The sequence below is a fragment of the Methanobrevibacter acididurans genome (assembly GCF_046197875.1).
Taxonomy (GTDB): Archaea; Methanobacteriota; Methanobacteria; order Methanobacteriales; family Methanobacteriaceae; genus Methanobrevibacter_A; species Methanobrevibacter_A acididurans.
The window spans coordinates 1,501,012-1,525,362 of the sequence record NZ_CP166991.1; the positions used below are offsets into that span (position 1 = coordinate 1,501,012).

The following is a 24,351-nucleotide window of genomic DNA, read 5'->3' on the forward strand; positions in this document are numbered from 1 at the left end:
TTTTTACTCTCCTTTTTATTCTAACCATATAGCGTCACAAGGACAGAACATTTGACATGTTCCACATTCTTCACATTTATCTGGGCTGAAGAGTTTTATGAATCCATTTTCAACCATCATTATTGTTTCTGTTGTTTTTGAACCAGCTCCTCCAGCGTTTTCCGGACTGATTCTAGCGTTTACTGGGCAAGAAACAACACATACCCCACAACCTAAACATCTATCTTGATCTACTTTAAGTTCCATTTAATCATCACCGTTTAATTTTTTAAAGCTTTTATAGCATCTTGCCATGCTTTAGAATTGGTTGGTGTATTATTAATTTTAGTTCGTTTTACAGTTAAAGCGTCATTAGGGCATACTTTTTCACATGCACCACAATGTATACAAAATTCTTCTTTAATTTTAATAGAAGAATCCATATCACCAGATCCTTTTGATTTAGGGAAGTATAATGCATTACATGGACAAGTATCTATACATGCTCCACATTCTCCACATTTATCTTCATCAATTTCAAATTTACCTTCAAATGCTTTAGTAACTGTTGCTGCATTGGTAGGACATACTCCTTCACACCATCCACAGTTAATACACTCTTTTTCATCAATAATTACATTTCCAGTTGTAACAGATTTTTCTGGGTCAAAATCATATTCCCCATATGAACAAGACCGACATACTGCTTTAATAGCATCAACAGGACATGCTTTTTTACAAACAAGACAGTAAACACATTTATCTTTATCAATAATTATGTCTTCTGAACCTGGTTCTTTTGTCACATCAATTGCTTCTGCAGGACATAATTCTTCACATATTCCACAATTAATACAAGTATCTTTGTCAACTTCTATTTCACCAGTAACTAAATCTGAACGTTTTGGTAAGTCTCTTTTTACAGTAAGAGCATCTCTAGGACAAGCTGTTTGACATTTTTCACAGAGAACACATTCATCATCATCAATAGTCATTGATTTTTCATAAGATGGATAAGATTCCATATTTTTAATAGATTCCCCACCAATTGTTAAATCTAAAGCATCTGCTGGACATAACCCACTACACATACCACAAAGGACACATTTATCTTCATTAATTGTTACTTTGACATAGTTTGGTTTTGAAACCATGTTTTGAGCAATCTTTTTGTGACCACTGAATTCAGTATTGAAGTAGTTACGGGAAACATTACCAACTGAAGCAATTTCTATTGCGCCTACTGGACAAGTATTTTCGCAAATCCCACATCCAATACAGATATGATCATTGAAAGATAATTGTCTACCTTCTGCTGCTGATCTTTTTATGTTAAAGTCTTTACCTTTAACTTCTTTCACGTTTTTGATCATCTTTTTCCTCCAAAATTTTGATAGAATTTGTTGGGCAGGCCTCTTCGCAGGTATGGCATCCACAACAATAAAAGGAGTTTATTTGAGCTGTTAGTGCATTTAAACTAATAGCCTCCAATATACACAAATCTACACATAATCCACAACCAATACATGAATCATTCACTATTCCATTATAATTTTTTTCTTTGAATATTAAAGCTATAACTCGAATTTTATCCAAATCATGGAATAAATTTTGAATTACTAACAAAAAATCTTTATTATTTAGTTGAGTTAATATTTTAGCAAATTCTATTGAATTCCAAGACAAATTACTTCCATTTAAGTAATGTGAAACTGTAGAACGATCAATATCTAATTTTTCTGCAATTTTTTTCTGAGATAATCCTTGATTTCTAAGTCTTACTGCAGCTAAATATTTCAGACCTGATGTTATATGTTTTGGCATGATATCATTCACTGTGTATTAATTAAATTTTTGTTTTTTCAACTTATAAAAGGTGCTACTAGAACTAAATAGAAATACTTAAATAAAACTGTGTAGTTACTACACTTTTTTAAAATTTAAATAATTAAAATTTGAGGTTTAAAAAGCAATATAATAGAAAATATATTTTAAAAAGCTTGAATTAAATCATTAAGTAATTAATTTTAAAAATAAAACAAAAATAAGTTTTAAATAATAAAATAAGAAAAATTTATTCCTATTGAAAATAATAAAAATTTAGTACCTTATGTAAGTGTTTTCATGTCGAAAATGAAAAAAAATAAGACAAAAAACAATGATGTGTAGTAACTACACATGAATAAATTAATCATCTATAAAATAAGGTTCACGAGAATTAACAGCACTTATAAAAATTTCTTCTAAATCTTTTTCAGAATCCCCAGACCTAATATGAGAAATCAAATCTACAAGATTATCATTTCTAAGCAAACAAGGTTTAATTTTACCTTCAGGAGTTATTCTAAGACGTGTGCAATTCTCACAAAATTTAGTATTATCCATAGGGCGAACAATCTCAACTTCACCACCATCAATAAAATATTTTTTACGATCTTGCATAAACTTACGAACAGTTACCTCACTAGCCAAATCAGTAAATTCCTTTTCTAATGGAGTCATATCAAAATGATATTTTTCATTAAAATTATTATCTTCACAATTATCTGTTTCTAAAATTTCAATTAACTGTAAAATTAAGCCATTATCTTTACAAAAACTAAACATATCATGAATTTCATTATCATTTATACCTTTCATAACAACCATATTAATTTTTACAGGATAAATGCCAACATCAACAGCTTTAAGGATACCATTTTTAACTTCACTTAAATAATCTTTTTTAGTTATACACTTATAAGTCTCAGGTTTCAATGTATCCAAACTAACATTAACACGTTTTAAACCTACATTAACTAAATCTTCAGCATATTTATCTAAAAATATACCATTAGTCGTAATAGATATATCTTTAAAATTTAAAGTATTAAGTTTCTTAACAATATCCACAATATCAGATCTAACTAAAGGTTCACCTCCAGAAAGACGAACTTTTTCAACACCTAAATTTTTAGCTACCTTAGCTATCTGAAATATTTCATCTGAAGTTATTTCTTCTTTAGAATTTAACATTCCATCATGATGACAATAAAAACATTGAATATTACAACGATTTGTAATAGATATACGTAATGAAATTATAGGCCTATTATAAGTATCTTTAATCTTATCCATCCAATCACATAAACCAAAAATTATTTTAATCAAACTTTTTTATTATTAATTAATATTTCAATTTTATTAAAATCCTTAACCCCATACTCAGTAGTTTTTAATGAATTTAACATTCCCAAAATAGTATTTTTCATAAAATCATTTACAAAAGCATTAATTCCAATATTAACACCATCAACTGAAACAGAGATATTTGCTTGTTTTTCTAAATCATATTGTAAATTTCCATCAATAAAAGCTTTAGCTATTACTTTACCATCATTATAACCACAATCATCAACAAACAAAGTGTCAATTATATCATAACCATAATTTTCAATTTTATCAACTAATAAACTAACATCAGAATCATCCATATTTTTCGCATCAACAGACGCAATAGTAAAATCATCAACAACATCCGGAGTTGTAGCAATTTTTGGATAATTATAACCTTTAAATCCTTCTATGACAACAAAATCTGGTTCAGATTCGGAAATAATTTTAATTAAAAACAATATCCTATCAAGAGACAATTGTTTATCTATATTAAAAAATGTAGAAGATCCAATTCCAACAACAGTTTCAGAACCTGCTTCTTTGTGTTTAAAAGTATCAGTTCCTTCTTTATCCATAACCATATTATGATGTGAATGTTTTATACTAGCTACTTTAAAATCTCTTTTTTTAAGTTCCTTAATGATTCTTACAGTTAAAGAAGTCTTCCCACTATCTTTATTTCCAACAACAGAACAAATTCTCATAATAAACACCTAATTTTTATAAATAGTAAATTTTTTAGAAAAATTCAGAAAATAAGCTTTTACAAACTAATAATTATAATTAATTTAGTTTTTTTTAATTTATATATATTTAATATGATATGCAATGCACATCGATTAATAAAAAAAGAATATTGAAATAAAACCATAAAAGGTTTTATTTCCTAAAAAAATGTTTATCTGTTATCCGGTAACTCAAATTCAGTGAATGGTAAAGGTACATCGTCGTTTTCCACACCACTATAATAACCAAAGATATCTTTAACTTTATTGTTTACAGTAGCGAAAATTTTGGAAACTGGAATTTCACATGGACATACTTCAGAACATTGACCACAGTTAGTACATGCATCTACCATATGAACCATACGAGTTAAATGGAAAAATGGAGCTGCAGGTGTGTATCCTCCAGGTACCCATTCAGGTCCTTCGGTTTCAAGACAACAATCTTCACAATAACATAAAGGACATGCTTCACGGCAACCATAACATTTCATACAAGTGGACATATCTTTTTTGAATTTATTTAATACATCAAGAATATCTCCAGTTGTGCCTGCAAAGTCTTTCTCTTTTTGTTTAGATGCTTGTTTAACCATAATATTATTGATTTTATCCCGAATTTCAATACCTTTTTCAATAGGTTCTGCTGTTTCGATTAATTTTTCATCAATAACACCGTTTAATATTTCAGCACCTTTATCAGTGAAAACTTCAACAAATGTAGCTTTACCAGCTAAATCTCCAATAACACCCCAATTACCTAAAGCTATATCAGCATTAGATGGAATGTTCATATCACATCTTTGACAGTTTTCTCTTCGGCCCATACCTTCTGCTTCTAATTCATCGATTTTGATTCCTTTTTCTTCACCATCTTTAGTTTCTACAATAAGTTTTCCTTTAGCTATTTCTTCTTTAGCAACATCAGCAGGGTTTACACCATAGACTTCTTTAAACATTTTCATAGTTGGAACTGGTGGTAATGTTCCACCACAATTTACTCCTACCATTATAACATTATCTTCTATAATTCTACCTTTGCGCATTAATTCTCTAATGGTCATTGCATCACATGGTTTACATGTAACAGCTACCTTGAAATCTCTTGCACCATCAATATATTTTGTTAAAAATTTTGCTAAATTTAGAGTACCACAATGTAAAGAACCAGCAGATTTAATAATATCTTCAGGATCAGTGATTAAAATAGGTTTAGCATCATATAAATCGAATCCTTCTTCAACCGCTAGTACTGCATCAACAGTTCCAGATTTTAAAAGGTATTTCATTATAGTGGTTACAACACCACCATATTCTCCTTCGTCATAAATTGCATTGTCTGCAGAATATGCATAATATTTATCGTTAACTTTTACTGACATGCGATCTACTCCATTTTTTCCACTTTAATAGCACATGCTTTTAATTCAACCATTTTACATTTAGGATCAAAAGAATTAGAATTAGTTAACATGTTAGCTGCACATTCTGTAAAGTGCATAGGTATATTTACAATTCCACGTTTAATATTATCAGTGACCCTAGCAGCTATTTCAATACTTCCTCTTCTAGAACTTGCTTTGACTATTTCTTTATCAAGTATACCTAATTCTTTAGCATCTTCACTATTCATTTCAATATATCCAGTTTTAACCTCATTATCTAAAGTTTTACATCTTCGAGTCATTGCAGCATGATAATGGAACAATACACGTGTAGTGGTTAATAATAATGGGTATTCATTATCAGTAACTTCAACTGGTCCTCTATGTTCTTGTGGCATGAAAATAGCTTTACCATTAGGACGTGAGAATTTTTCTGTATACATTAATGGTTGACAAGGATCATCCTCACTTAAACAAGGCCAATGTAAAGCTTCAGGTGAGTCTAATCTTTTACGATCCATTCCAGCCATTATTGGTGCACATTCTCTAATTTCATTAAAGATATCTTCTGAAGTTTCATAATGGAATTGTTCAGGGTGAGCATCTTCACCCATTCTTATTGCTAATTGTTCCATTATTTTCCAATCTAACATTGCATCACCAGGTGGGTCTTGAGCTTTGTGTAAACATTGTACTCTTCTTTCACCACTGGTAAATGTTCCTTCTTGTTCTCCCCAACCTGCTGCTGGGAATACAACATCTGCTTCAGCTGCAGTATCAGTCATAAATAATTCTTGAACAACAAGCATATCTAAGTTAGCTAATGCTTCTTTTGTATGAGTAATATCCGCATCAGATAAAACTGGATCTTCTCCATGAATATATAATACTTTTAAATCTCCAGAATGAGCAGCATTCATCATTTCAACTAATGTTAATCCTGGTTTTGTTGATAAATTTGTACCATAATAATTGTTAAACCAGTCAGTAGTTTCTTGATCAGCAACTTTTCTGTATCCAACATAATCTGTTGGAAGTGCTCCCATATCACAAGCACCTTGTACGTTATTTTGACCTCTTAATGGATTTACACCAGCACCTTCTTTCCCTAAGTTACCAGTTAACATTGCAAGATCTGCAGTACACATTACATTATCTGCACCATGTGAATGTTCTGTAATACCTAAAGAGTATACAATAGCTGCTTTATCTGCTTTTGCATAAGCTTCTGTTATTTCTATAAGACTATCTTTATCAGCTTCAGTTATTTCACATACTTTATCCATATCATATTTAGATACAATTTCTTTTAATTCTTCGAAATTTTCAGTTCTGTCTTTAATAAATTCAGTATTTTGTAAATCATTATCAATAATATATTTCATCATACCATTCATTAAAGCTACATCAGTACCTGTTTTGAATTCTAAATATTTATCTGCTATTTTAGCTGTAGGTGTATATCTTGGGTCAGCAACTATAATTTTTGCCCCATTCTGTTTAGCTTTGATTAATTTTCTACCAAATAATGGGTGTGCTTCCATACTATTTGCACCAATTACAAATATGACATCAGCTTGCATTATACTGTCAAATCCATTAGTCATAGCACCTGAACCGAAACAAGTTGCTAATCCTGCTACAGTAGGACCGTGACAAATACGTGCACAGTGGTCTACATTATGAGTTCCACATGCTACTCTAGCAAATTTTTGAGTTACATAAATATTTTCATTAGGGGATCTAGCACAAGCATAAAATCCTAATTTATTCGGATCTTCTGCTTTCACTTCATTTAGCTTATTTGCAACTAAATTTAAAGCTTCATCCCAAGAAGCTTCTCTAAATTCCCCATTTTCTTTAATTAAAGGAGTAGTTAATCTATCTTCCCGGTTAATAAATTCATATCCAAAATTACCTTTTGGACAAACTTTTCCTTCATTAACAGGATGCCTTTTCCAAGGTTCAACTCCTATAATTTTCCCATCTTTTACAACAAAATTTAATCCACAACCAGTACCACAGTATGGACAAATTGTTGGAACATATTCTATTTTTGGGACATTTTTCGCAACCATTTTATAATCTCCATATTAATAAAAGTTAAAATTGTTAAATATTTTATAATAAACAACAAATTTTAACATAATCCCTAAACAAATTACATTTAAATATTAACTTTTAATTAAAAAAATAGATTTTAAGGAATAAATAATTACTCCTTAAAATCTAAATGAAAAGTTAATAATATAAACAATTGTTTAATTATTTTTTACTTTATTCTTTAACATATACATACCAGTAGGCGCATGCTACAAATAATGCTCCACCGATAATATTTCCGATTGTAACTGGTATTAAGTTATTCCATAATAATTGTACTACTGATATTTTTGCACCTAAGAACATACCTAATGGTATGAAAAACATATTAGCTACACTGTGCTCGAAACCTAAAGTTACGAAAGCCATAATTGGTACCCAAATACCAACAATTTTACCAATTATATCATCAGAAGCTACAGCCATGTATACAGCTAAACAAACTAGCCAGTTACATCCAATACCTCTTATTAAAGCTTGTACCCAAGTGATAGATTTAACAGCTTTACCAGCTGATAAGAAACTTGCTCCACCTAATGCTTTAGTGTTTGCAACTGTAAGTGCATTGCCCATAAATGGATCTGCAGTCATTAAACCAGATAAGTATGCTAATACGAAAGCAACGAATAAAGCTCCTACGAAGTTGAAAACCCAACTTCCAGCCCAATTCTTACATAAATCTCCAATGCTAGATTTTCCATCTAAAACACCAGCAGTCATATACATAACATTACCAGTAAATAATTCGGATCCACAAATTACAACCATAATTAAACCTACAGGGAACACTGCACCAAATACAAATTTACAAATACCCGGAGGGAAACCCGCTGCAGCCATTCCAGCATTACATATTTCAGCTAACATTCCACCAAATGCAATGTAAGCACCAGCAAGGAATCCTAAAATTGCAAGAGATGCAATTGAAAGATTATTTTTACTTCCACCGATAGATGCTACAGCTTTTGCTGTATCACCCGGACTTTTAAAAGATGAACTCATTTTTTATTACCTCTTTTATACTATCCCATATTTAAAAAAAATAATACTCGATATAATTACCTCACAATAAAGAGTATTATGTATACTATTTAACATTTTTATTATAAAAACTATTTACGATATGAATTAAAAAGTAAGATTTATATACTAGTTTTAACAATTACAAAACTCGAACAAAATAACAAATAAAATAAAATTTTAAAACTAAATAATATTAATAACCAAAATTAGTAGAATAAAATTATAGTATATCTGAAAAAAAATAAACTTTAAAAACAAAAATATTAAAACGATATGAACAATCTTAAAATAAAAAAATAAAAAGTAAAAAATTAAGATGAAACCATAACAAGTTTTCCCGTATCAGGATCTTTATAAACTTTACCTACTTCACTATACCCTTGACCAGAAGAACTCCCACTAGCAGTTGTATCATTAGTAAAAGTTTCTCCAGTACTAATCTGTTGAGTATTTTGAGATTGCTGAGATTGCTGAGAAGTTTCAGATAGAATATTTGGATTAGCACTTAAAGCCAAAATAGCAAATATTAAGAACCCTAACGCTAAAACTAACATAGCATCAGATAAATTTGTTAAAGATGCCATCGGATCATCATCATCCATTTCAGTCAAACGTTTTCTTTTTCTTAAAATTTAAAACACTCCTTTAAAACATCACATTATATCTTTGATAATTTTTCAAGCACAGATTCCGCAACTGTCTCAAGAGTTGTTAAATCTGATTCATACCATTGTTTTTTATATTTAGACACCACATAAGACAAAGAACTGATAGTTAAACCAATGACAGTAGTATCAAAAGCAATAGTTAAAGAACTAGCTAAAGTCGCTATTTGACCAGAACCTAATGCAGAAAGACCAGGACCTAAAGGAATTAAAGTACCTAATAACCCAAGTACAGGACCAAGCCGAACAAAAATATCAGTGAGATTAGTCTTTTTTAATAAAATCATTTGCTCATCTTCAACTAATTTTGTAGCAAAAGATTTTCTAGCTTCTAAATCTAAATTATGATTATCAATAATATTAACAATAATATCTTTTTGAGTATTAAAAAGAGTACTTGACTTAACATGATTTTTAATTTCTTCAGGACTTGAAGAATTATCTACATCATTTAAAAGAGTTTCTAATTCTCTTTTTTTCATTGGCTTTCTAGTATATTTTTCATTAATTAATCCACCGATAGCCAATATAGATATTATTAAAAATAGGACTAAAAGCACTACAACAGGAGTAAGTAAACTTTCAGACACAATATGAATAAATGTAGTTAATATTTCAGTACCAACTATTATCATTATAAATTTTCTCCATTTTTTTATAAAAAATTAAAACAATATTTATATTATATTTATTGATTTTTCTTTAAACTATAATCATTAAGAAATACTCCTACAATGATTAATGATATAATTCCAATAATTAACATTATAACTTCATATGTCGGAGTTAATATTGTAAAAGGAGTAAAATCTTCATAATTTAACCCTTTAACACAATTAAAAGTCAAACCAAAGATCATGACTAAAATTGATTCTAAAATTATAAATTCACTAATTCCTCCAGGAATTTGTTTAATAGCATTTTTTAAAATCCATGAAGATAATATAGACATTATTAAAAATATTATAGAAACAATTCCAGCATTGAAAAATATTGAACTTTGAGGATTCCATATAGCAACTAATGAAAATATTAATGTAAATTGGCAGATTATGGTAATTAAAAGTATTAATGAGTTAATTTTTGCTTTAACCTCATTTTTATTCCATTTATATAAATAAAACATAATTAAAATTAAGAGAATTAATCCAACTGTAAATAGGACATATGGAATAATCTTACTAAAAAATGTTAATAAACTACCATAATTTAATGCAATTACAGACATGATAAATATTAATATTGAGTAAATAACCGAAAAGGTAATAGACTTTTTAAAATTTAATTTTGCAACATCCAACAATAATCCAAAGTTAATAGCAAATAAAATTAAAATAATTATTAAATAATACCAAATTAAATTTAACATTTTTTATCACATTTTTCTATTATAATATAATTTATTTAATCGGTAATATTATATAAAAGTTTTCTTAAATTTAAATTCTTTAAAAAAATATATTTAAAATTTATGAAGGTTAATATAAAAACAAAAGAGCGACTATGATTAAATATAAAAAATATTAATAAATATTAAATAATTAAAAGAATAAGACATTAAAAAGCTTTTTTTTAAATGGTTTTTTCATTAAAAGCCGAATCGGCATGTAATTAAATTCATAACGAAAATTATTCTATGAAAAATTTATACTAAAAAAATAAAAAAGAAAAAATATGAAAATTAAATTTAAATTTTTAAATCATTTTTCAAGAATCTTATGATGTACTCACGATAATAAAAACCAATTGCAATTATTATTAGTAATAATAAACTTGGAATACCTAAAACTCTAAATGAATCTTCATCTAAACTTAAAGCTTTTGTAACTGGAGAATTAGCAGCAGTTGAAGAAGCTTGTGATGTTTTACCTGCACTAGAAGAGCTACTAGAACTTGAACTAGAAGAACTACTAGAGCTTTCACCGCTAGAACTAGTACTTGAAATAGTATTACCAGTTAAACTCACACTACCACTAGAAGTTCCTGAATTAGAACCACTACTTGTACTAGAACCTTGAGATCCACTACCTGAATTAGTAGTTGTGCCATTACTATTATTATTAGAATTATTATTCTGATTTTGATTATTATTATCTTTCCATTCTTGAACATTAACATTAAATGATTCTGTTGAACCTCCAAAATTAACATTAGCTGAAGATCCCACTCCACCAGATACATTGAAAGTTCCTGAACCTTGACTTACAGACATTTGTTGACCTACACCATTAACAAATACTGTAGCAACAAAACTTGCTAAATTTGTAACAATTTGTCCATTATAAGTATATATGACATTAAAAGTATTGGATCCTGATTGTGTTAAACTTGCTTGAATAATTCCTGCTTGAATTCTTGGACAAATAAATCCATTATTTGTATTTCCATTAAACCAATTAGCTCCAACAACAATTCCGCCAAGTTCTTCATAAATACTATCTCTAGCTTCTAAACAGTGCCCAGTTCCTTTTTGAAAAGCATTATATTCCAAAGTTAAACCTTTTGAAACTTTTTTATAATTTGCACCAAAATTGACACCAATATTTCCACCAGTGAAAGAGTTACTCACTATTTTAAAATTATTAGTCTCTGCATTAATATTGATACCATTTCCATTATCATTAAAAGTATTATTTTTAAGGTTTACATTAGATATAGAATTAAATACAATAGCATACTTTTTAGATACACCACCATTATTATTAAAGATATTATTTGTTATATTTAATGAATCTACATTTTTATCTACTTTAATTCCTTCTTCATTTGAATAAAATGTATTTTTTAATATTTCAATATTTTTGGAATTAGTTAAATATAAACCATCTATCTTGTTAAATGAGATATAATTCTTTTTTATAATAGAATTTTCAATATTATCTAAGTAAATACCGTTTTTAGCATTATTCGTAATCGTATTATTCATAATAAGTAAATTATGAGCATTTATTCCATAAATTCCATTTCCATTAGTGGAAATTATATTATTAATTATTGAAACATAATTAGCACCATTAATAAAAATTCCATCACTTTCAGAAATAATTTTAAATCCTGTAATATTTGTACTAGATGCATTTTCAGTTACTGTAAAAACTGGATTATTAGATGAAGAATTAATAACTGTACCATAACTTACTAAGTTTGATGGTTTATTAATTATTAAATTTAATCCATGATAATAACTTCCATTAAAAATGAAAGTAGATCCTGCAGGTGATGAATCCAAAACATTTTGAATAAAATCATTGAATGTTTTATTTGAATTATTATATGATGATTGGTCTCCAATATAAACAATATTTGAACTATTTGAAATTAAATTTTCAGAAAGTATACTATTTGAATATTGAGTATTATTTTCATCAAGTGAAATATCAGACTCATTAGTTATATTAACTTGTGAATTTTGATTTAATATACTATTTAAACTTGAATTTGTAGAAATATTATTTTCATTTAATGGTTGTGCCATAACAAATCCTGTGTTTATTAATAATATAGTGAAAAATACCAATATGATTGATAATTTAGTAAATTTATTATTCAGGTTTTTCACCTCCTTAAAAAAATAAATTTTTAAATTCCACAAACTTATTACATTATATTAATATTTAATAAAATCTTTCTTTGATATACATATATATACCTTTCGAAAATAGTTAAACAATTTTTTTGAGGAAATATTAAAAATAATATTTTAAAATTAAAATTAAAATATGAAATTAAACGAATATATACAAATAAAAATAGCACTTATCTTATGTAAAATTGTTTAAAACCAATAATTTAATTTATTTATAAATATTTAAAAGAATTAATAATCAAATCATTCTAAAAATTCTTAGATTACAAATTCAAGAAATTTTTCATTGAAAAATATATTTATGGTCAAGTCTCAATTATTAAAAAAAATTTGTCAATCTAAATTTTTTCGAAAAACATTTATATTCATAACGTGTATATATAATTAATACTAATATTAATAAAAAATTTAAAGTAAAAAATAGTGGATATTTTTAAAGATTACAACTATTTTTTTATTCTGAAATTAAAGAATTTATATTCTTAAATATTGGATATTATTTATGGAAAAAATAATGATTAAAAATTATTTTTTTAGTAATATTAGTGTTAATTTTTAAAAAATTTAAATGGAGAAAAAAAATAATGGATTACAAAAAAATATTACTTCCATTAGTATTATTAGTATTATTAACTGTAACTGTCTCTGCTGTTTCTGCTGCAGATATAGCAAATGATACTACTGTTTCAAATGATGCTTCAAATTTAGCAATCAATGATGTATCAACTGTTTCAGCAAGTCAAAGTTATAATATAACATCTGGTTCTAATACTAGTACTATACAAGGAGTAATTGATAATGCAAATGCTGGAGATAGTATTCAGTTTGCTGCAGGTGATTATAAAGATATTGATCAAGTAAACATTACTAAACAATTATATATTAGTGGTGCTGGAAACAACCAAACTAATATTTACGGTTTAGGTGATGGTAACAGTAACTCAATATTCAATATAATTGCAGGTAACACTACTACCCCTGATGGAACAACAATAAGTGGAATATCCTTCCACATGACACAAAACAATGCTTCTAAAGCAAATGATAATGGTTATGGAATTTACTCAAATAGTGTAAAAGATATAGCAATTTCTAACTGTTCCTTTTATAATGGAGCAAGTGGAGTTTACTTTGGTAGATGTACTAACTGTTTAGTAACAAATTGTTACTTCACAGGTGTAACAGAAAAAATAACTCACGACGGAAATAAAGAAAAAGGAGATAAAGCAGTAAACATAATGGGTGGTAACAATATCACCATTCAAAATAGTGTTGTTGAAGGAAATGTACTTGATGCAATATCTGTAGCATCTAATGCTCAATATGTTCAAGTTATTAACAATTACTTCTATAATGCTTCCTATGGAATGTACTTCGGTGGTGGAGTAGGTTACATAACAGTTAAAGGTAACACTTTTGATAGTGGAATAGCTGATGCAATTTCTCTTACCAAATCTGCAACCACAACAACTATTATAAACAACACATTCAAAAACTTAAAAGTTAACCAATGGGGAAGCACTGTTATTTACTCTGAAGCAAGTAACACCGCACATGGATACCCAAGCCCAATAGGTAATATAACAATTACAAATAATATATTCTCTGCAGCTGAAGGTCAAGACCCAGCTCAAATTACTGCATTTGAAATATACAACAAAGCTACATCCTTAGATGTAACTGGTGCAATCACATTAGCAAACAATGCATACAATAACGTTACACCATACAAATATTTCCAAGCAGATTGGGAAGGAAACAGTACTAATGGTACTGTAATCATAACTAACCCATACAGTAACACAAAATTAACCGCAGAAAACTTCACTGAAACTTATGGTGACGGACAAAACTTCACTGCTACCTTAACCGATAGTAACGGATACTACGTAGTAGGTCAACATATCGCATTAAACCTCAGCCGTAATGGTCAAAGTAAAGTTTACTGGACAACAACTGATGAAAACGGTCAAATCCAATTACCAATCAACTTATACATTGGAGATTACACTGTAACCTACAGTTTCGCAGGAAACACTAAATACAATGCAAGTATGGGAACTGCTAACATAGGAGTTAAAGCTCCTGAAAACAAAACCGTAACAGTCTTAACTGTTAACAATTTAACTGAAGTTTATGGTGCTGCTCAAAACTTAACCGGTACATTAACTGCAAACGGCGGAGCACTTGTAGGTCAACATGTTGCAATAAAACTCACCAACAGTAACGGACAAAGCAAAGTATACTGGAGAACTACTGATACAACAGGATCATACCAAATCCCAATCGAATTATACGCAGGTAGTTACACAGTAAACGTTTCATATGAAGGAACCAGCTATTACACATCCTCATCTGTTGACGGTACTATTACTGTAACAAATGCTTAAATAAAATAAAAATCTTTATATTCTGATAAATAGAACTAATTAATAGTTCTGTTTTTATCAGAATATTTTTTTTCAAAAAAACTTAACATGTGTTATAAAATTTTAATATAAATAAAAAAATTTGAGGATAAATAATGGAGAAAAAAATATTCTTATTAATATCTTTAACTTTATTAATTTCTATATTTTCTATAAGCTCTGTGATGGCTGCAGATATTAATAATACAGCAAGTTACTCAAGTATTAATCAAGATATTAATAATACAAATATTAATCAAGAGATATCTGCAAATTCAATAAATACAATAACAGAATCACAGGATATTAATGAATCAACTAATAATTATAAACTTGGAACAAGTAATGGAACAACTTACATAGTAGATGGTTCAAGTAAAAATCAGATGGACAATCCAACTATTCAAGATACTATTAACAAAGCAAATGCTGGAGATACTATCCTTATTACTGGAACAAGTTATGTACATTGTCATATAATAGTTAATAAACAATTAAATATTATAAGTAATTGTGGAACTACAATGTCGACTTGTCCTTCAAATACTCAAGGTTCTAATGGATTAGGTATATTTTACTTCACATCAGAAGCTTCAAATTCTGTACTTTCAGGATTTACTTTAATAAATGAAGTAGAATCCGGAAATATTGTAGATCCTTATGGTATATATATCAATGGTGGAAATAACATATTAATCACTAACTGTACTGTTAGTTCTACAAATGGACAAGCCATACTTATTAAAGGGGCTAAAAATACTACAATTTCTAATTCAAACATAAAAAATTCAATTAAAGGAATAATACTTGAAAATTCAGATAGTACTTTAATTAAAAATAATTATATTCATGAAAACACATTAAATGGTATTAGTTTGGATGAGGGTGTTTCACAAACCACAATTGATATGAATAATATTACTGCTAATTTATATGGAATTAATGCGAGTACAGCAGATAATGTAAAAATATTAAATAATAAAATTTTTTATAATAGAAATATTCAAGACCAAAGCCGTGCCACAATGGGTGCTGGAATATATGTTAATAATAATATTACTAATATGTTAATTCGTGGAAATTTCATATATGAAAATGGAATGTATGGAATATTCAATGATTATCGTGTAAGAAATCTTATAAATCAAAATATTCAAATAGTCGATCAAAATTTCTTTGGATTCCATAAACAAAGAGCTGTTTTCACTGCAGTTTATACAAAAAGTAATAATGGAGATTATGATTATAATGCAACTACTGATACTTATACTTATGTAGGTGATGGTAATGGGCATTATACTACTGGAACTGGACAAATATTTATATGGAGTAATATTTACTATGGCGAACTATTTTGTGGAAGTACATCTTATGCTCCAGGAGAATTAAGAAGTGCTAATCCTTATAAAGATCTTATAGTTGGAAATATTACACAAGTATCCAATGGTGTTTATTCATTTTCTTTTGTATATAAAAATAATGGAAGTGTTGCTACAGATTTTAACAGTGTTGAAATGACATTCTTTTTAAATAAAAATAATACTGCTACAAGCCCTGTAACAGGTGATATTTATAGTATTACTGAAATACATAATGGTACAGCTGTAGTTGACTTTAGAAATGCTAGTTTTTTAAAGACTGGAAATAATGTTACAGTTATTGGTCCTGGAATGGGGTCATTAGATGGTGGTAATAGACCATATGCATTTTATAATGTAAATGATTCTGATATACCTACTAATAAAAGTATTGATACTATTTTAACTGCAAACGACTTTAAAGAAATATACGGTGCAGGACAAAACTTCACTGGAAAATTAACTGACAACCAAGGAAACCCAATAATCGGACAACACATAGCATTAAAATTAACTAACCCGCAAACAGGCGCTAATAAAATATACTGGCAAACAACCGATAACAACGGAGAATACCAACTAGAAATTAACCTCTACCCAGGAGTATATACTGTTGCGGCAAGTTATGATGGTATTACAAAAGGAGATATTACTTATCTTCCATCCGGTCCAATAAATGCTACAATATCAGTAACTAAAGAATCTAATAAAACAAATACTATTTTAACTGCAAACGACTTTAAAGAAATATACGGTGCAGGACAAAACTTCACTGGAAAATTAACTGACAACCAAGGAAACCCAATAATCGGACAACACATAGCATTAAAATTAACTAACCCGCAAACAGGCGCTAATAAAATATACTGGCAAACAACCGATAACAACGGAGAATACCAACTAGAAATTAACCTCTACCCAGGAGTATATACTGCTGAATGTTCATTTGGAGAAACAAGTCAATATGTTGATTCTAGTGCAAGTGCTACTATAAATGTTATTACAACAAGTCAAAAAAAAACTAAATTAATTGGATCTGATTTAAATTCTATTAAAGGAAGTTATTATAATGTATTGTTAATTGATAATGATACCAATGCTCTTGTTAATCAAGAGCTTTTAATAACTTTTTATAATGGAAATCAGTCCATTTCTTATACTTTGTATACTAATGAAAAGGGTGTAAGTGAAATTCAGATAAATTTTAATCCAGGAAATTATACTGTTAAAGTTGAATATTTGGGAAATGAAAAATATGCACCTTGTGAAACTACTAATAAAATTATAATTAATAAAAATAATATATTATACATTCCTCAAAATATTAGTAATGATGAAATTCAAAAATTAATTGATTCAAATAATGAATCAAATATACTATTTTTAGGTGAAAATTATAATAAAATTTCTTTGATAATTAATAAACCATTAAACATTACTACAAACATTAACACAACATTAAATGGAATAAATGGTAGTGAAATATTTTTAATAACTAAATCAGGAATGAATTCAAATATAAGTAATTTTAACTTCATAAGTTATGAAGGAACTGGTATAAAAATAGAAAATACTAGCAATATTAAACTAAGTAATAATAGTATTAAAAATATTTTAGATTCTGAATATAAAACAGAATATGCAAAAGGCTTAAAAATAATGCCCGGAAATGGTGTTGGCATATTAAATAGTAGTAATATAGTATTAGAATATAATACTATTAGTTCATATGAAAATGGAGTTTATTTAAACAACTCTCAAAATATTTTTGTAAATAATAATATTTTAAAAGAAAATAATTACGGAATAAACTATGATTATAATGTAAGTAACACAAAAGTTTTCAATAATACAATTAATGAAAATGTGGGAAATTATACACTTGAAGTTCCAGAAGGACCATTAGGTTATGGTATATATCTAAATAACTCTGGAGTAAATGCAAGTATAATAAACAATAGTATAATTAATAATTATATTGGAATACTTATTGATTCTAATTATAGTACCGGCATTACTATAACTAAAAATCTTATTTGTGAAAATGCATTAGAAGGAATTACTTTTTGGAAACATTATGATTTAGCAGAAAATGCGATATATCCAGTTGTTACAGATAATGCAATATATAATAATGCTAAAGGACCTAGTATGATGATTTTAGGTGAAATGAGTGCTAATCCAGAAGGAATTTATGGACCTGGACAATGGAATGATAGTTTAAAACTTGTTATTGGTGCAAATTGGTATGGTACAAACCATTTAGTAACTTGGGATTTAAATGGTACTGTTGGAGCTGGAACAATGTGTCCTAGAATAAAAACTACCCCAATTACATTTAATATAACCTGTACAAAACCTGGAACATATAATGTAAACTTTTACAAGAATAATACTTTAGATACAAATCTCCCAACATTCACACTATTTTTCACACTCAATGTTAATGGAACTGAAACCGAAATAGAAATTACTAATGGAACAGGGACTATTACATTTAATCCTTCAGAATATAAATCTAGTGATAATATTATTGAAGTATCAGCAGGTTCACTTAAAAGTACTGAACGTATTTATTATGTGATTGAGAAATATAATGTTCCCAACAATGAAATACCTAGTTATTAAAATTTAAAAAGTTATATAAAAAAATATTTTAATTTTATATTTCCTATTTTTTTAATTTTTTTGGCTTTGTAGAAACCCTATTTTTTTGGTAGTTGTGTTGATCTGTGGATGTTGTAGATTAGGTTTTTGAGTTTTGTTTCTTTGTTTGATAGTTTTAGTGTTCGGCTTCGGTTTGTTCCGTTAAATAGTCTTTTGATTACGCTGAATACTCCTTCTACATTGCTTCTTAGACTGTATATTTTGGGTCTGAAGATGGATATGCTGTTAAGTCTGTAATGTCCTTTTTTGGCTCTAGTTTTAATTGGTATTTGGTCAAAAGCTCCAGTGTATTCGTTTATACATTTTCTTATGGGTTCTGTGTCGTATGCTCTGTCTGCTAATATGTAAATGTGGATGATATTTTTTTTGTTTGTCTTATGGAATTGATTGCGAACTTGGTGTCACTTCTAAGGTCCTCTTTGAGTTGCATAATTTAGGATTAAAAGAGTTTTTATGTCTATTGCAATATGGTTTTTAACATAGCTTTTTCGTTCTTTAGCTCGTATTATTGCATAATATTTGTCAGCATAATCGTTGGTGAATCCTGATCCATCAAGGGCTATTATTTCTCCACTTATATCATGTTGAGATAATATTAATTGGTTGATTTTTCTTAAAGTACCAGATGGTAGTTTTTGGAAAAATTTTTGGATTGTAGTGTAATGTGGGACCTTTTTTATCCGCAAATATTTAATTATATTGGTCAGATAACTGTAAAAAATTGAGTTATATTCACGAAATGTGCTTTTTAGTATAAAATTTTTAAGTGATAAAATAGTGAATAAAACAGGTTGTGTGTATAAATGATTGCTAAAATAATTAGAATAAGTATTTAAGCACATTTTTGCATAGTTAAAAGTTGTTTCAATAAATTTTAACAGTTGATTATTTGTTAAATCCTCATTACGATTTTTTAAAAGTACTTTTTATAAAATTTTTTGTAAGGTTTTTCAAAGTTAAAATCCGAAAGATTTAATTGCTTAGAAAACAAAGAATTACTTGGAAAATTAATGTTTTTACTTGTCATATTAATATTTATTCTCCATTTTAATATTAATACTTATTCTTTACTTATTTTAAATATCATAGGTACTATTTCAAGTGTAAAGACTTGAAACCTTCTTAAAACTTCTTAAACCTAAATTAAAAGAAATCGAAAAAACAAAAACATCAAGGTACAATTTCAATTGAAAAAAAATTAGAAAAAAAATAAAGGGTTTCTACAAAACCATTTTTTTAGAAATTATAAGAAAATATTTAAATTGTAAACTTAAACTAAAAAAAGAAATTTTAAAAATAATATTAGAAAAATTTAAAAAAAATAAATTTATGTATAATTAAAAAAATTATTTATTTTTTTAATCAATTAATTCATAATAGGATTCTTCAGCACATGATTTACAAATAGGTCTTCCACCTCTAACTAAATGTCTATCATCAGTGACTTTTTCTCCACAAACTGAACAAAATGTACTTGTATGTGCACTTCCAGGTATTTGAGCATCAGGAATAGGTCTAATTTTAACTTTTTCTACATTAAATAATTCTTCTGCAGGAGTGTCCATGAATCTTTGAATCATTTCTGCTTTAGTTTCACATATATCTTCTTTACTATTTGCATCTGCATCTGACACACGGATAGCTTCTTTTGTATCCATATTATAAAAAGTTACACCAAATTTCCCATAATACATTTGTTTTAAACTTCTTTTACCCATACTACATTTTGTAACTGATTGCACTGCATCTGCCATGCATCTATCTATTTCAACAAAAACAATTAAGTTTTTATGACGAGTATTTAATTCCATACCCATAAGATCCATACCATACATAGCTAATTTGGTTCCTATTGCTATTCCTCCACAAACTTCGCCATGAAATTCCTTTGCTTTTGCTAATTGTTCTTCATATGCTTCTTTAGTTATCATTTTATTTTCTCCTCTAATATTTATTTTAATAATTAAATTTTTTTAAAATTTTCAAGATTAAGGTTTAAATTCGTTTTTAAAGGTATACAAACTTTCCTATCCTCAAAATTTATTAACTTCACATTAATACCATAAGCTTTTTTAAGATTTTCTTCTGTGATTACATCTTCAGGAGTTCCAAAATCAATAAATTTTTTATTTTTCATTATAGCTACTTTATTACATGAAATAAATGCATGATCTGGAAAATGTGAAGACATAACTATAGCTAAACCTAATTTAGATAAATTTTCTAATATTTCAAGTAATTTTATCTGATTACCAAAATCCAAATGAGATGTAGGTTCATCTAAAATCAAAAGATCAGGTTCTTGGGCCAATACACGAGCTAAAAATACTAATTGACGTTCCCCCCCACTTAAATTAGTATAAGGTTTATCTTTCAAATGATATATTCCAATATTTTTTAATGCATTTTCCGTAATCGTTAAATCTTTTTCTTTTGGTGCTGCTGAAAGGTTAATATAAGGCGTTCTTCCCATTAACACCACATCAAATACTGAAAATGGAAATGAAGGAATATGACCTTGAGGAATATAACCAATCATTTTAGATATTTCTTTAAAAGATAATGTTTTAATATTTTTTTTATTTAATAAAATTTTACCATTATTAATTTCATGTAGACCATTTAAACATTTGATTAAAGTAGTTTTTCCTATCCCATTAGGACCTAATATACATAAAACATCCCCCTTTTCAATATTGAAAGTGATGTTCTCAAAAATTTCAGGAGAATCTTTTTCATAAGAAAATGAAATATTTTTTACTTCCATTATTTTTTCCATATCTTTCTTCAACTCATTTAATTAAATATATTTTACAATTTTTTTACCATTGTGAATAACCTTTACGTAATAAATATAAGAATATTGGAACTCCAATTAGTGCAGTTAATATTCCTAATGGTACTTCAATAGCTATAACTGTTCTAGATATAGTGTCAATTAATAACAAAAAACTTGCCCCAATACTTAATGAAGCAGGTAATAATAATTTATGGTCCGGACCAACTATCATACGAGTTATATGAGGAACTACTAATCCAACCCACCCAATAACCCCACTAATACTTACTCCTGCAGAAGTTACAAGAGTACATGCAAATATAAGTATTATTCTTAAACGATTAGGATTTAAACCTAAAGATTGTGCTTCATCATCCCCCATACTTAAGAGGTTTAAATGCCATCTTAAAAGTAAGATTATAACTAAACCTATAAACATTGGTATTAAAATCATTAATAATTGATCTGTAGTAACCTTTCCTAAACTTCCCATTAACCAAAAAACAATTTCAGGTAATTTATCATAAGGATCAGCTAAAAATTTTGTACCGGAAATAAGTGCATTAAAAAATGCAGACACAGCTATCCCTGAGAGTACTAATAATAAAGTTCCTTCTATTTTATAACTTTTAGATATTAAATATGTGATAGATACAGATATTAAACCAAAAATAAATGAACTTAGTTGTATAAAGAAATTTCCTGCTGAAAAAAGTATAGCTAAAGCTGCACCAAATCCTGCACCGTTACTTACACCAAGTAAATCTGGAGACACTAAAGGATTTTTAAATAAACCCTGAAAAGTCGCACCTGCAATAGATAAAGAAGCCCCAACCAATACAGCCGCAATTATACGAGGCAATCTAACATCAAAAACTATACTAGAAATTGTAGGTGAAACTGCTAAATTAGGGAATATTGGAGATAAAATTGTTTGTATTACCTGTATTGGAGTAATAGGATACCTTCCAACCATAAAAGCTATAAAAAAAAGAATTATAGGTAAAAAAATTAGGATACTATAAGCAAAAATTTCATGATTTTTTGATAATAATCCAGATTCATCCATGCTTTAACCCATATTATAATTCTTTATGCAATTTGAGATTCATTTAATCCAGAACTTTTAAGTAAATCAGTTACTTGTTGATCATTTAAGTCTATGTGATAATAGTCAGAATAAAATTCTTTAGTAACATCTTTTAAATGAATATCAGAATATTGATCTGGATATAATACTTTAGCTGTCCATGGCACTCCTATAATAATATTAGCACCTGGTGGTCTATCAAACCATTTGAATGGAGATTGTGGAGATAAATAAACTTGATGATTTTTCACTGCATTAATATTTGACCATGTTGGGTCTGAGTATACTTTATTATAAAAGTCCGGATCATTTGCAATAATCACATCAGGATTCCATCCCACAACTTGTTCTATGGAAACTGAAATTTGACCTTCACCTTCTTGTGTTCCTACATCAGCAATATTGTTTCCCCCACATAAACTTATTAATTGAGAATGTGAAGTACCATTTGGATCTGTGCTTAATCCATCTTCTCCCTCTGCATAATAAACTGTTTTTCTTTGATTATCAGAAATTGTTGAATTAACTTCTTTAACTTTGTTTATATATTTATCATTGAATGCACATAATGAATTAGCTTTGTCTTCAGCTCCAATTAATTTTCCTATAAATTTAATAGAAGAATCAATTTTAGTTACATCAGTAGTATCATTTACACCTACTACAGGTATTGCTCCAAATTTTTCTTGTCTATCAGTTATTGTGGAGTTATCAGAACTTCCTTCATCTAAGGATTCTACAACTACATCAGGATCAGATGCTATGAATTGTTCATAATTTCCATCATTTGAACCATACCAGCCCCCGATATTAGGTAAATCTTTATATTGGCTAGGAACATATTCTAATTCTTCATTAGTCCATTGGAAATTGAGACCTCCTAATTTTTCAGGAGCTAACATGTAAATTATTGTTGTCATAGGAGGACTTGTTGCAACTACTGTGTTTATTGATGATGGCACTGTTATTGTCCTATTTGCCATATCAGTTATTGTTGTATTTCCTTTTGATGTGGATGAAGGGGACATGAAAGCTGTTACCCCAATAGCACAGATTAATAAAATCATTAAAAGGACCAATATTATTTTTGTTTTCTTTTCCATAATTATCACAAAACTAAAAATACTTTAAATTATTTTAATATTATAAATTTATTGCTAACGTTAAATTTAATTTAAATAAGATTATTTAATTTAAAATAACTAGAAATTATTTTTTTAACTTAAATATTAATTTATTTCATTAACAGATAATATTAAAACTTTTTTTTTAAAAAAAATAATTTTTTAAGAGATATTAATATTAACGATATGAATATATTTTACATTAAATTAATATAAATAATTTACTAAAATATAATATAACAATAGTTATTAATAGGACTAATAGATAAAAAATAAAATAATAACAAATAATAGTTAAAATAA

At 27.8% G+C, this 24,351-nt stretch carries 20 protein-coding genes; 2 read left to right on the forward strand and 18 right to left on the reverse strand.

Annotated elements, in window-relative coordinates; translation table 11 throughout:
* Window positions 1-15 precede the first annotated feature (15 nt).
* The 12 genes from ACA135_RS07480 to ACA135_RS07535 all read right to left on the reverse strand — a co-directional run bounded on the left by ACA135_RS07480 (window position 16) and on the right by ACA135_RS07535 (window position 12,511).
* The gene (locus ACA135_RS07480; protein WP_409198127.1) at window positions 16-246 is read right to left on the reverse strand and encodes a 4Fe-4S binding protein; all 231 of its coding nucleotides are present in this window, start codon (window positions 244-246) and stop codon (window positions 16-18) included.
* 14 nt (window positions 247-260) lie between these two features.
* Window positions 261-1,352 carry a tungsten-dependent formylmethanofuran dehydrogenase subunit FwdF gene (gene fwdF, locus ACA135_RS07485; RefSeq protein WP_409198128.1) on the reverse strand — a complete coding sequence of 364 codons (1,092 nt, stop codon included), beginning with the start codon at window positions 1,350-1,352 and terminating at the stop codon, window positions 261-263.
* Window positions 1,327-1,803 carry a 4Fe-4S binding protein gene (locus tag ACA135_RS07490; protein WP_409198129.1) on the reverse strand — a complete coding sequence of 159 codons (477 nt, stop codon included), beginning with the start codon at window positions 1,801-1,803 and terminating at the stop codon, window positions 1,327-1,329. The genes fwdF and ACA135_RS07490 overlap by 26 nt, the downstream gene beginning before the upstream one ends.
* Before the next feature lie 363 nt (window positions 1,804-2,166).
* Window positions 2,167-3,096, reverse strand: coding sequence for a GTP 3',8-cyclase MoaA (gene moaA / locus ACA135_RS07495; protein WP_409198130.1), 930 nt, complete (start codon window positions 3,094-3,096; stop codon window positions 2,167-2,169).
* A 29-nt stretch (window positions 3,097-3,125) separates the two neighbouring features.
* The gene (gene mobB / locus ACA135_RS07500; RefSeq protein ID WP_409198131.1) at window positions 3,126-3,839 is read right to left on the reverse strand and encodes a molybdopterin-guanine dinucleotide biosynthesis protein B; all 714 of its coding nucleotides are present in this window, start codon (window positions 3,837-3,839) and stop codon (window positions 3,126-3,128) included.
* 194 nt (window positions 3,840-4,033) lie between these two features.
* Window positions 4,034-5,242, reverse strand: a complete 1,209-nt coding sequence (locus ACA135_RS07505; protein ID WP_409198132.1) for a Coenzyme F420 hydrogenase/dehydrogenase, beta subunit C-terminal domain — start codon at window positions 5,240-5,242, stop codon at window positions 4,034-4,036.
* Between the two features lie 5 nt (window positions 5,243-5,247).
* Window positions 5,248-7,323, reverse strand: a complete 2,076-nt coding sequence (fdhF, locus tag ACA135_RS07510; RefSeq protein WP_409198133.1) for a formate dehydrogenase subunit alpha — start codon at window positions 7,321-7,323, stop codon at window positions 5,248-5,250.
* A gap of 199 nt (window positions 7,324-7,522) precedes the next feature.
* Window positions 7,523-8,350, reverse strand: coding sequence for a formate/nitrite transporter family protein (locus ACA135_RS07515; protein WP_409198134.1), 828 nt, complete (start codon window positions 8,348-8,350; stop codon window positions 7,523-7,525).
* A gap of 332 nt (window positions 8,351-8,682) precedes the next feature.
* Entirely contained in the window at window positions 8,683-9,003 is a 321-nt protein-coding gene (locus tag ACA135_RS07520) for a DUF2149 domain-containing protein (protein WP_409199106.1), read from the reverse strand.
* A 26-nt stretch (window positions 9,004-9,029) separates the two neighbouring features.
* Window positions 9,030-9,671: a MotA/TolQ/ExbB proton channel family protein gene (locus ACA135_RS07525; protein ID WP_409198135.1), complete on the reverse strand. Its 642-nt coding sequence runs from the start codon at window positions 9,669-9,671 to the stop codon at window positions 9,030-9,032.
* 53 nt (window positions 9,672-9,724) lie between these two features.
* Window positions 9,725-10,405 (reverse strand): DUF2162 family putative transporter, encoded by a 681-nt coding sequence (locus ACA135_RS07530; protein WP_409198136.1) that lies wholly within the window; start codon window positions 10,403-10,405, stop codon window positions 9,725-9,727.
* A gap of 318 nt (window positions 10,406-10,723) precedes the next feature.
* A complete protein-coding gene (locus ACA135_RS07535; protein ID WP_409198137.1) occupies window positions 10,724-12,511 on the reverse strand; it encodes a nitrous oxide reductase family maturation protein NosD in 1,788 nt (595 codons plus the stop codon).
* Window positions 12,512-13,206: 695 nt separating this feature from the next.
* Here ACA135_RS07535 and ACA135_RS07540 point away from each other — a divergent pair.
* Together ACA135_RS07540 and ACA135_RS07545 are read left to right on the forward strand one after the other, a co-directional pair.
* Window positions 13,207-15,012: a right-handed parallel beta-helix repeat-containing protein gene (locus tag ACA135_RS07540; RefSeq protein ID WP_409198138.1), complete on the forward strand. Its 1,806-nt coding sequence runs from the start codon at window positions 13,207-13,209 to the stop codon at window positions 15,010-15,012.
* Between the two features lie 134 nt (window positions 15,013-15,146).
* The gene (locus ACA135_RS07545) at window positions 15,147-19,016 is read left to right on the forward strand and encodes a right-handed parallel beta-helix repeat-containing protein (protein WP_409198139.1); all 3,870 of its coding nucleotides are present in this window, start codon (window positions 15,147-15,149) and stop codon (window positions 19,014-19,016) included.
* 77 nt (window positions 19,017-19,093) lie between these two features.
* Here the strand turns inward: ACA135_RS07545 and ACA135_RS07550 are convergent, their stop codons facing one another.
* The 6 genes from ACA135_RS07550 to ACA135_RS07575 form a co-directional block, all read right to left on the reverse strand.
* Window positions 19,094-19,414, reverse strand: coding sequence for a transposase (locus ACA135_RS07550; protein WP_409199107.1), 321 nt, complete (start codon window positions 19,412-19,414; stop codon window positions 19,094-19,096).
* A gap of 48 nt (window positions 19,415-19,462) precedes the next feature.
* Complete coding sequence (locus ACA135_RS07555; protein WP_409198114.1) at window positions 19,463-19,741, reverse strand: hypothetical protein; 279 nt, start codon at window positions 19,739-19,741, stop codon at window positions 19,463-19,465.
* A gap of 672 nt (window positions 19,742-20,413) precedes the next feature.
* Window positions 20,414-20,986 (reverse strand): FmdE family protein, encoded by a 573-nt coding sequence (locus ACA135_RS07560; RefSeq protein ID WP_409198140.1) that lies wholly within the window; start codon window positions 20,984-20,986, stop codon window positions 20,414-20,416.
* Between the two features lie 32 nt (window positions 20,987-21,018).
* Complete coding sequence (locus ACA135_RS07565; protein ID WP_409198141.1) at window positions 21,019-21,834, reverse strand: ABC transporter ATP-binding protein; 816 nt, start codon at window positions 21,832-21,834, stop codon at window positions 21,019-21,021.
* A gap of 43 nt (window positions 21,835-21,877) precedes the next feature.
* Window positions 21,878-22,903, reverse strand: coding sequence for a FecCD family ABC transporter permease (locus ACA135_RS07570; RefSeq protein WP_409198142.1), 1,026 nt, complete (start codon window positions 22,901-22,903; stop codon window positions 21,878-21,880).
* A gap of 23 nt (window positions 22,904-22,926) precedes the next feature.
* Entirely contained in the window at window positions 22,927-24,027 is a 1,101-nt protein-coding gene (locus tag ACA135_RS07575) for an ABC transporter substrate-binding protein (protein ID WP_409198143.1), read from the reverse strand.
* Window positions 24,028-24,351: the final 324 nt, after the last annotated feature.

Coding starts and splice junctions, on each gene's coding strand:
- ACA135_RS07480 (WP_409198127.1), bottom strand. CDS start 246: ATGGAACTTAAAGTAGATCAAGATAGATGTTTAGGTTGTGGGGTATGT.
- fwdF (WP_409198128.1), bottom strand. CDS start 1,352: ATGATCAAAAACGTGAAAGAAGTTAAAGGTAAAGACTTTAACATAAAA.
- ACA135_RS07490 (WP_409198129.1), bottom strand. CDS start 1,803: ATGCCAAAACATATAACATCAGGTCTGAAATATTTAGCTGCAGTAAGA.
- moaA (WP_409198130.1), bottom strand. CDS start 3,096: ATGGATAAGATTAAAGATACTTATAATAGGCCTATAATTTCATTACGT.
- mobB (WP_409198131.1), bottom strand. CDS start 3,839: ATGAGAATTTGTTCTGTTGTTGGAAATAAAGATAGTGGGAAGACTTCT.
- ACA135_RS07505 (WP_409198132.1), bottom strand. CDS start 5,242: ATGTCAGTAAAAGTTAACGATAAATATTATGCATATTCTGCAGACAAT.
- fdhF (WP_409198133.1), bottom strand. CDS start 7,323: ATGGTTGCGAAAAATGTCCCAAAAATAGAATATGTTCCAACAATTTGT.
- ACA135_RS07515 (WP_409198134.1), bottom strand. CDS start 8,350: ATGAGTTCATCTTTTAAAAGTCCGGGTGATACAGCAAAAGCTGTAGCA.
- ACA135_RS07525 (WP_409198135.1), bottom strand. CDS start 9,671: ATGATAATAGTTGGTACTGAAATATTAACTACATTTATTCATATTGTG.
- ACA135_RS07530 (WP_409198136.1), bottom strand. CDS start 10,405: ATGTTAAATTTAATTTGGTATTATTTAATAATTATTTTAATTTTATTT.
- ACA135_RS07535 (WP_409198137.1), bottom strand. CDS start 12,511: ATGGCACAACCATTAAATGAAAATAATATTTCTACAAATTCAAGTTTA.
- ACA135_RS07540 (WP_409198138.1), top strand. CDS start 13,207: ATGGATTACAAAAAAATATTACTTCCATTAGTATTATTAGTATTATTA.
- ACA135_RS07545 (WP_409198139.1), top strand. CDS start 15,147: ATGGAGAAAAAAATATTCTTATTAATATCTTTAACTTTATTAATTTCT.
- ACA135_RS07560 (WP_409198140.1), bottom strand. CDS start 20,986: ATGATAACTAAAGAAGCATATGAAGAACAATTAGCAAAAGCAAAGGAA.
- ACA135_RS07565 (WP_409198141.1), bottom strand. CDS start 21,834: ATGGAAAAAATAATGGAAGTAAAAAATATTTCATTTTCTTATGAAAAA.
- ACA135_RS07570 (WP_409198142.1), bottom strand. CDS start 22,903: ATGGATGAATCTGGATTATTATCAAAAAATCATGAAATTTTTGCTTAT.
- ACA135_RS07575 (WP_409198143.1), bottom strand. CDS start 24,027: ATGGAAAAGAAAACAAAAATAATATTGGTCCTTTTAATGATTTTATTA.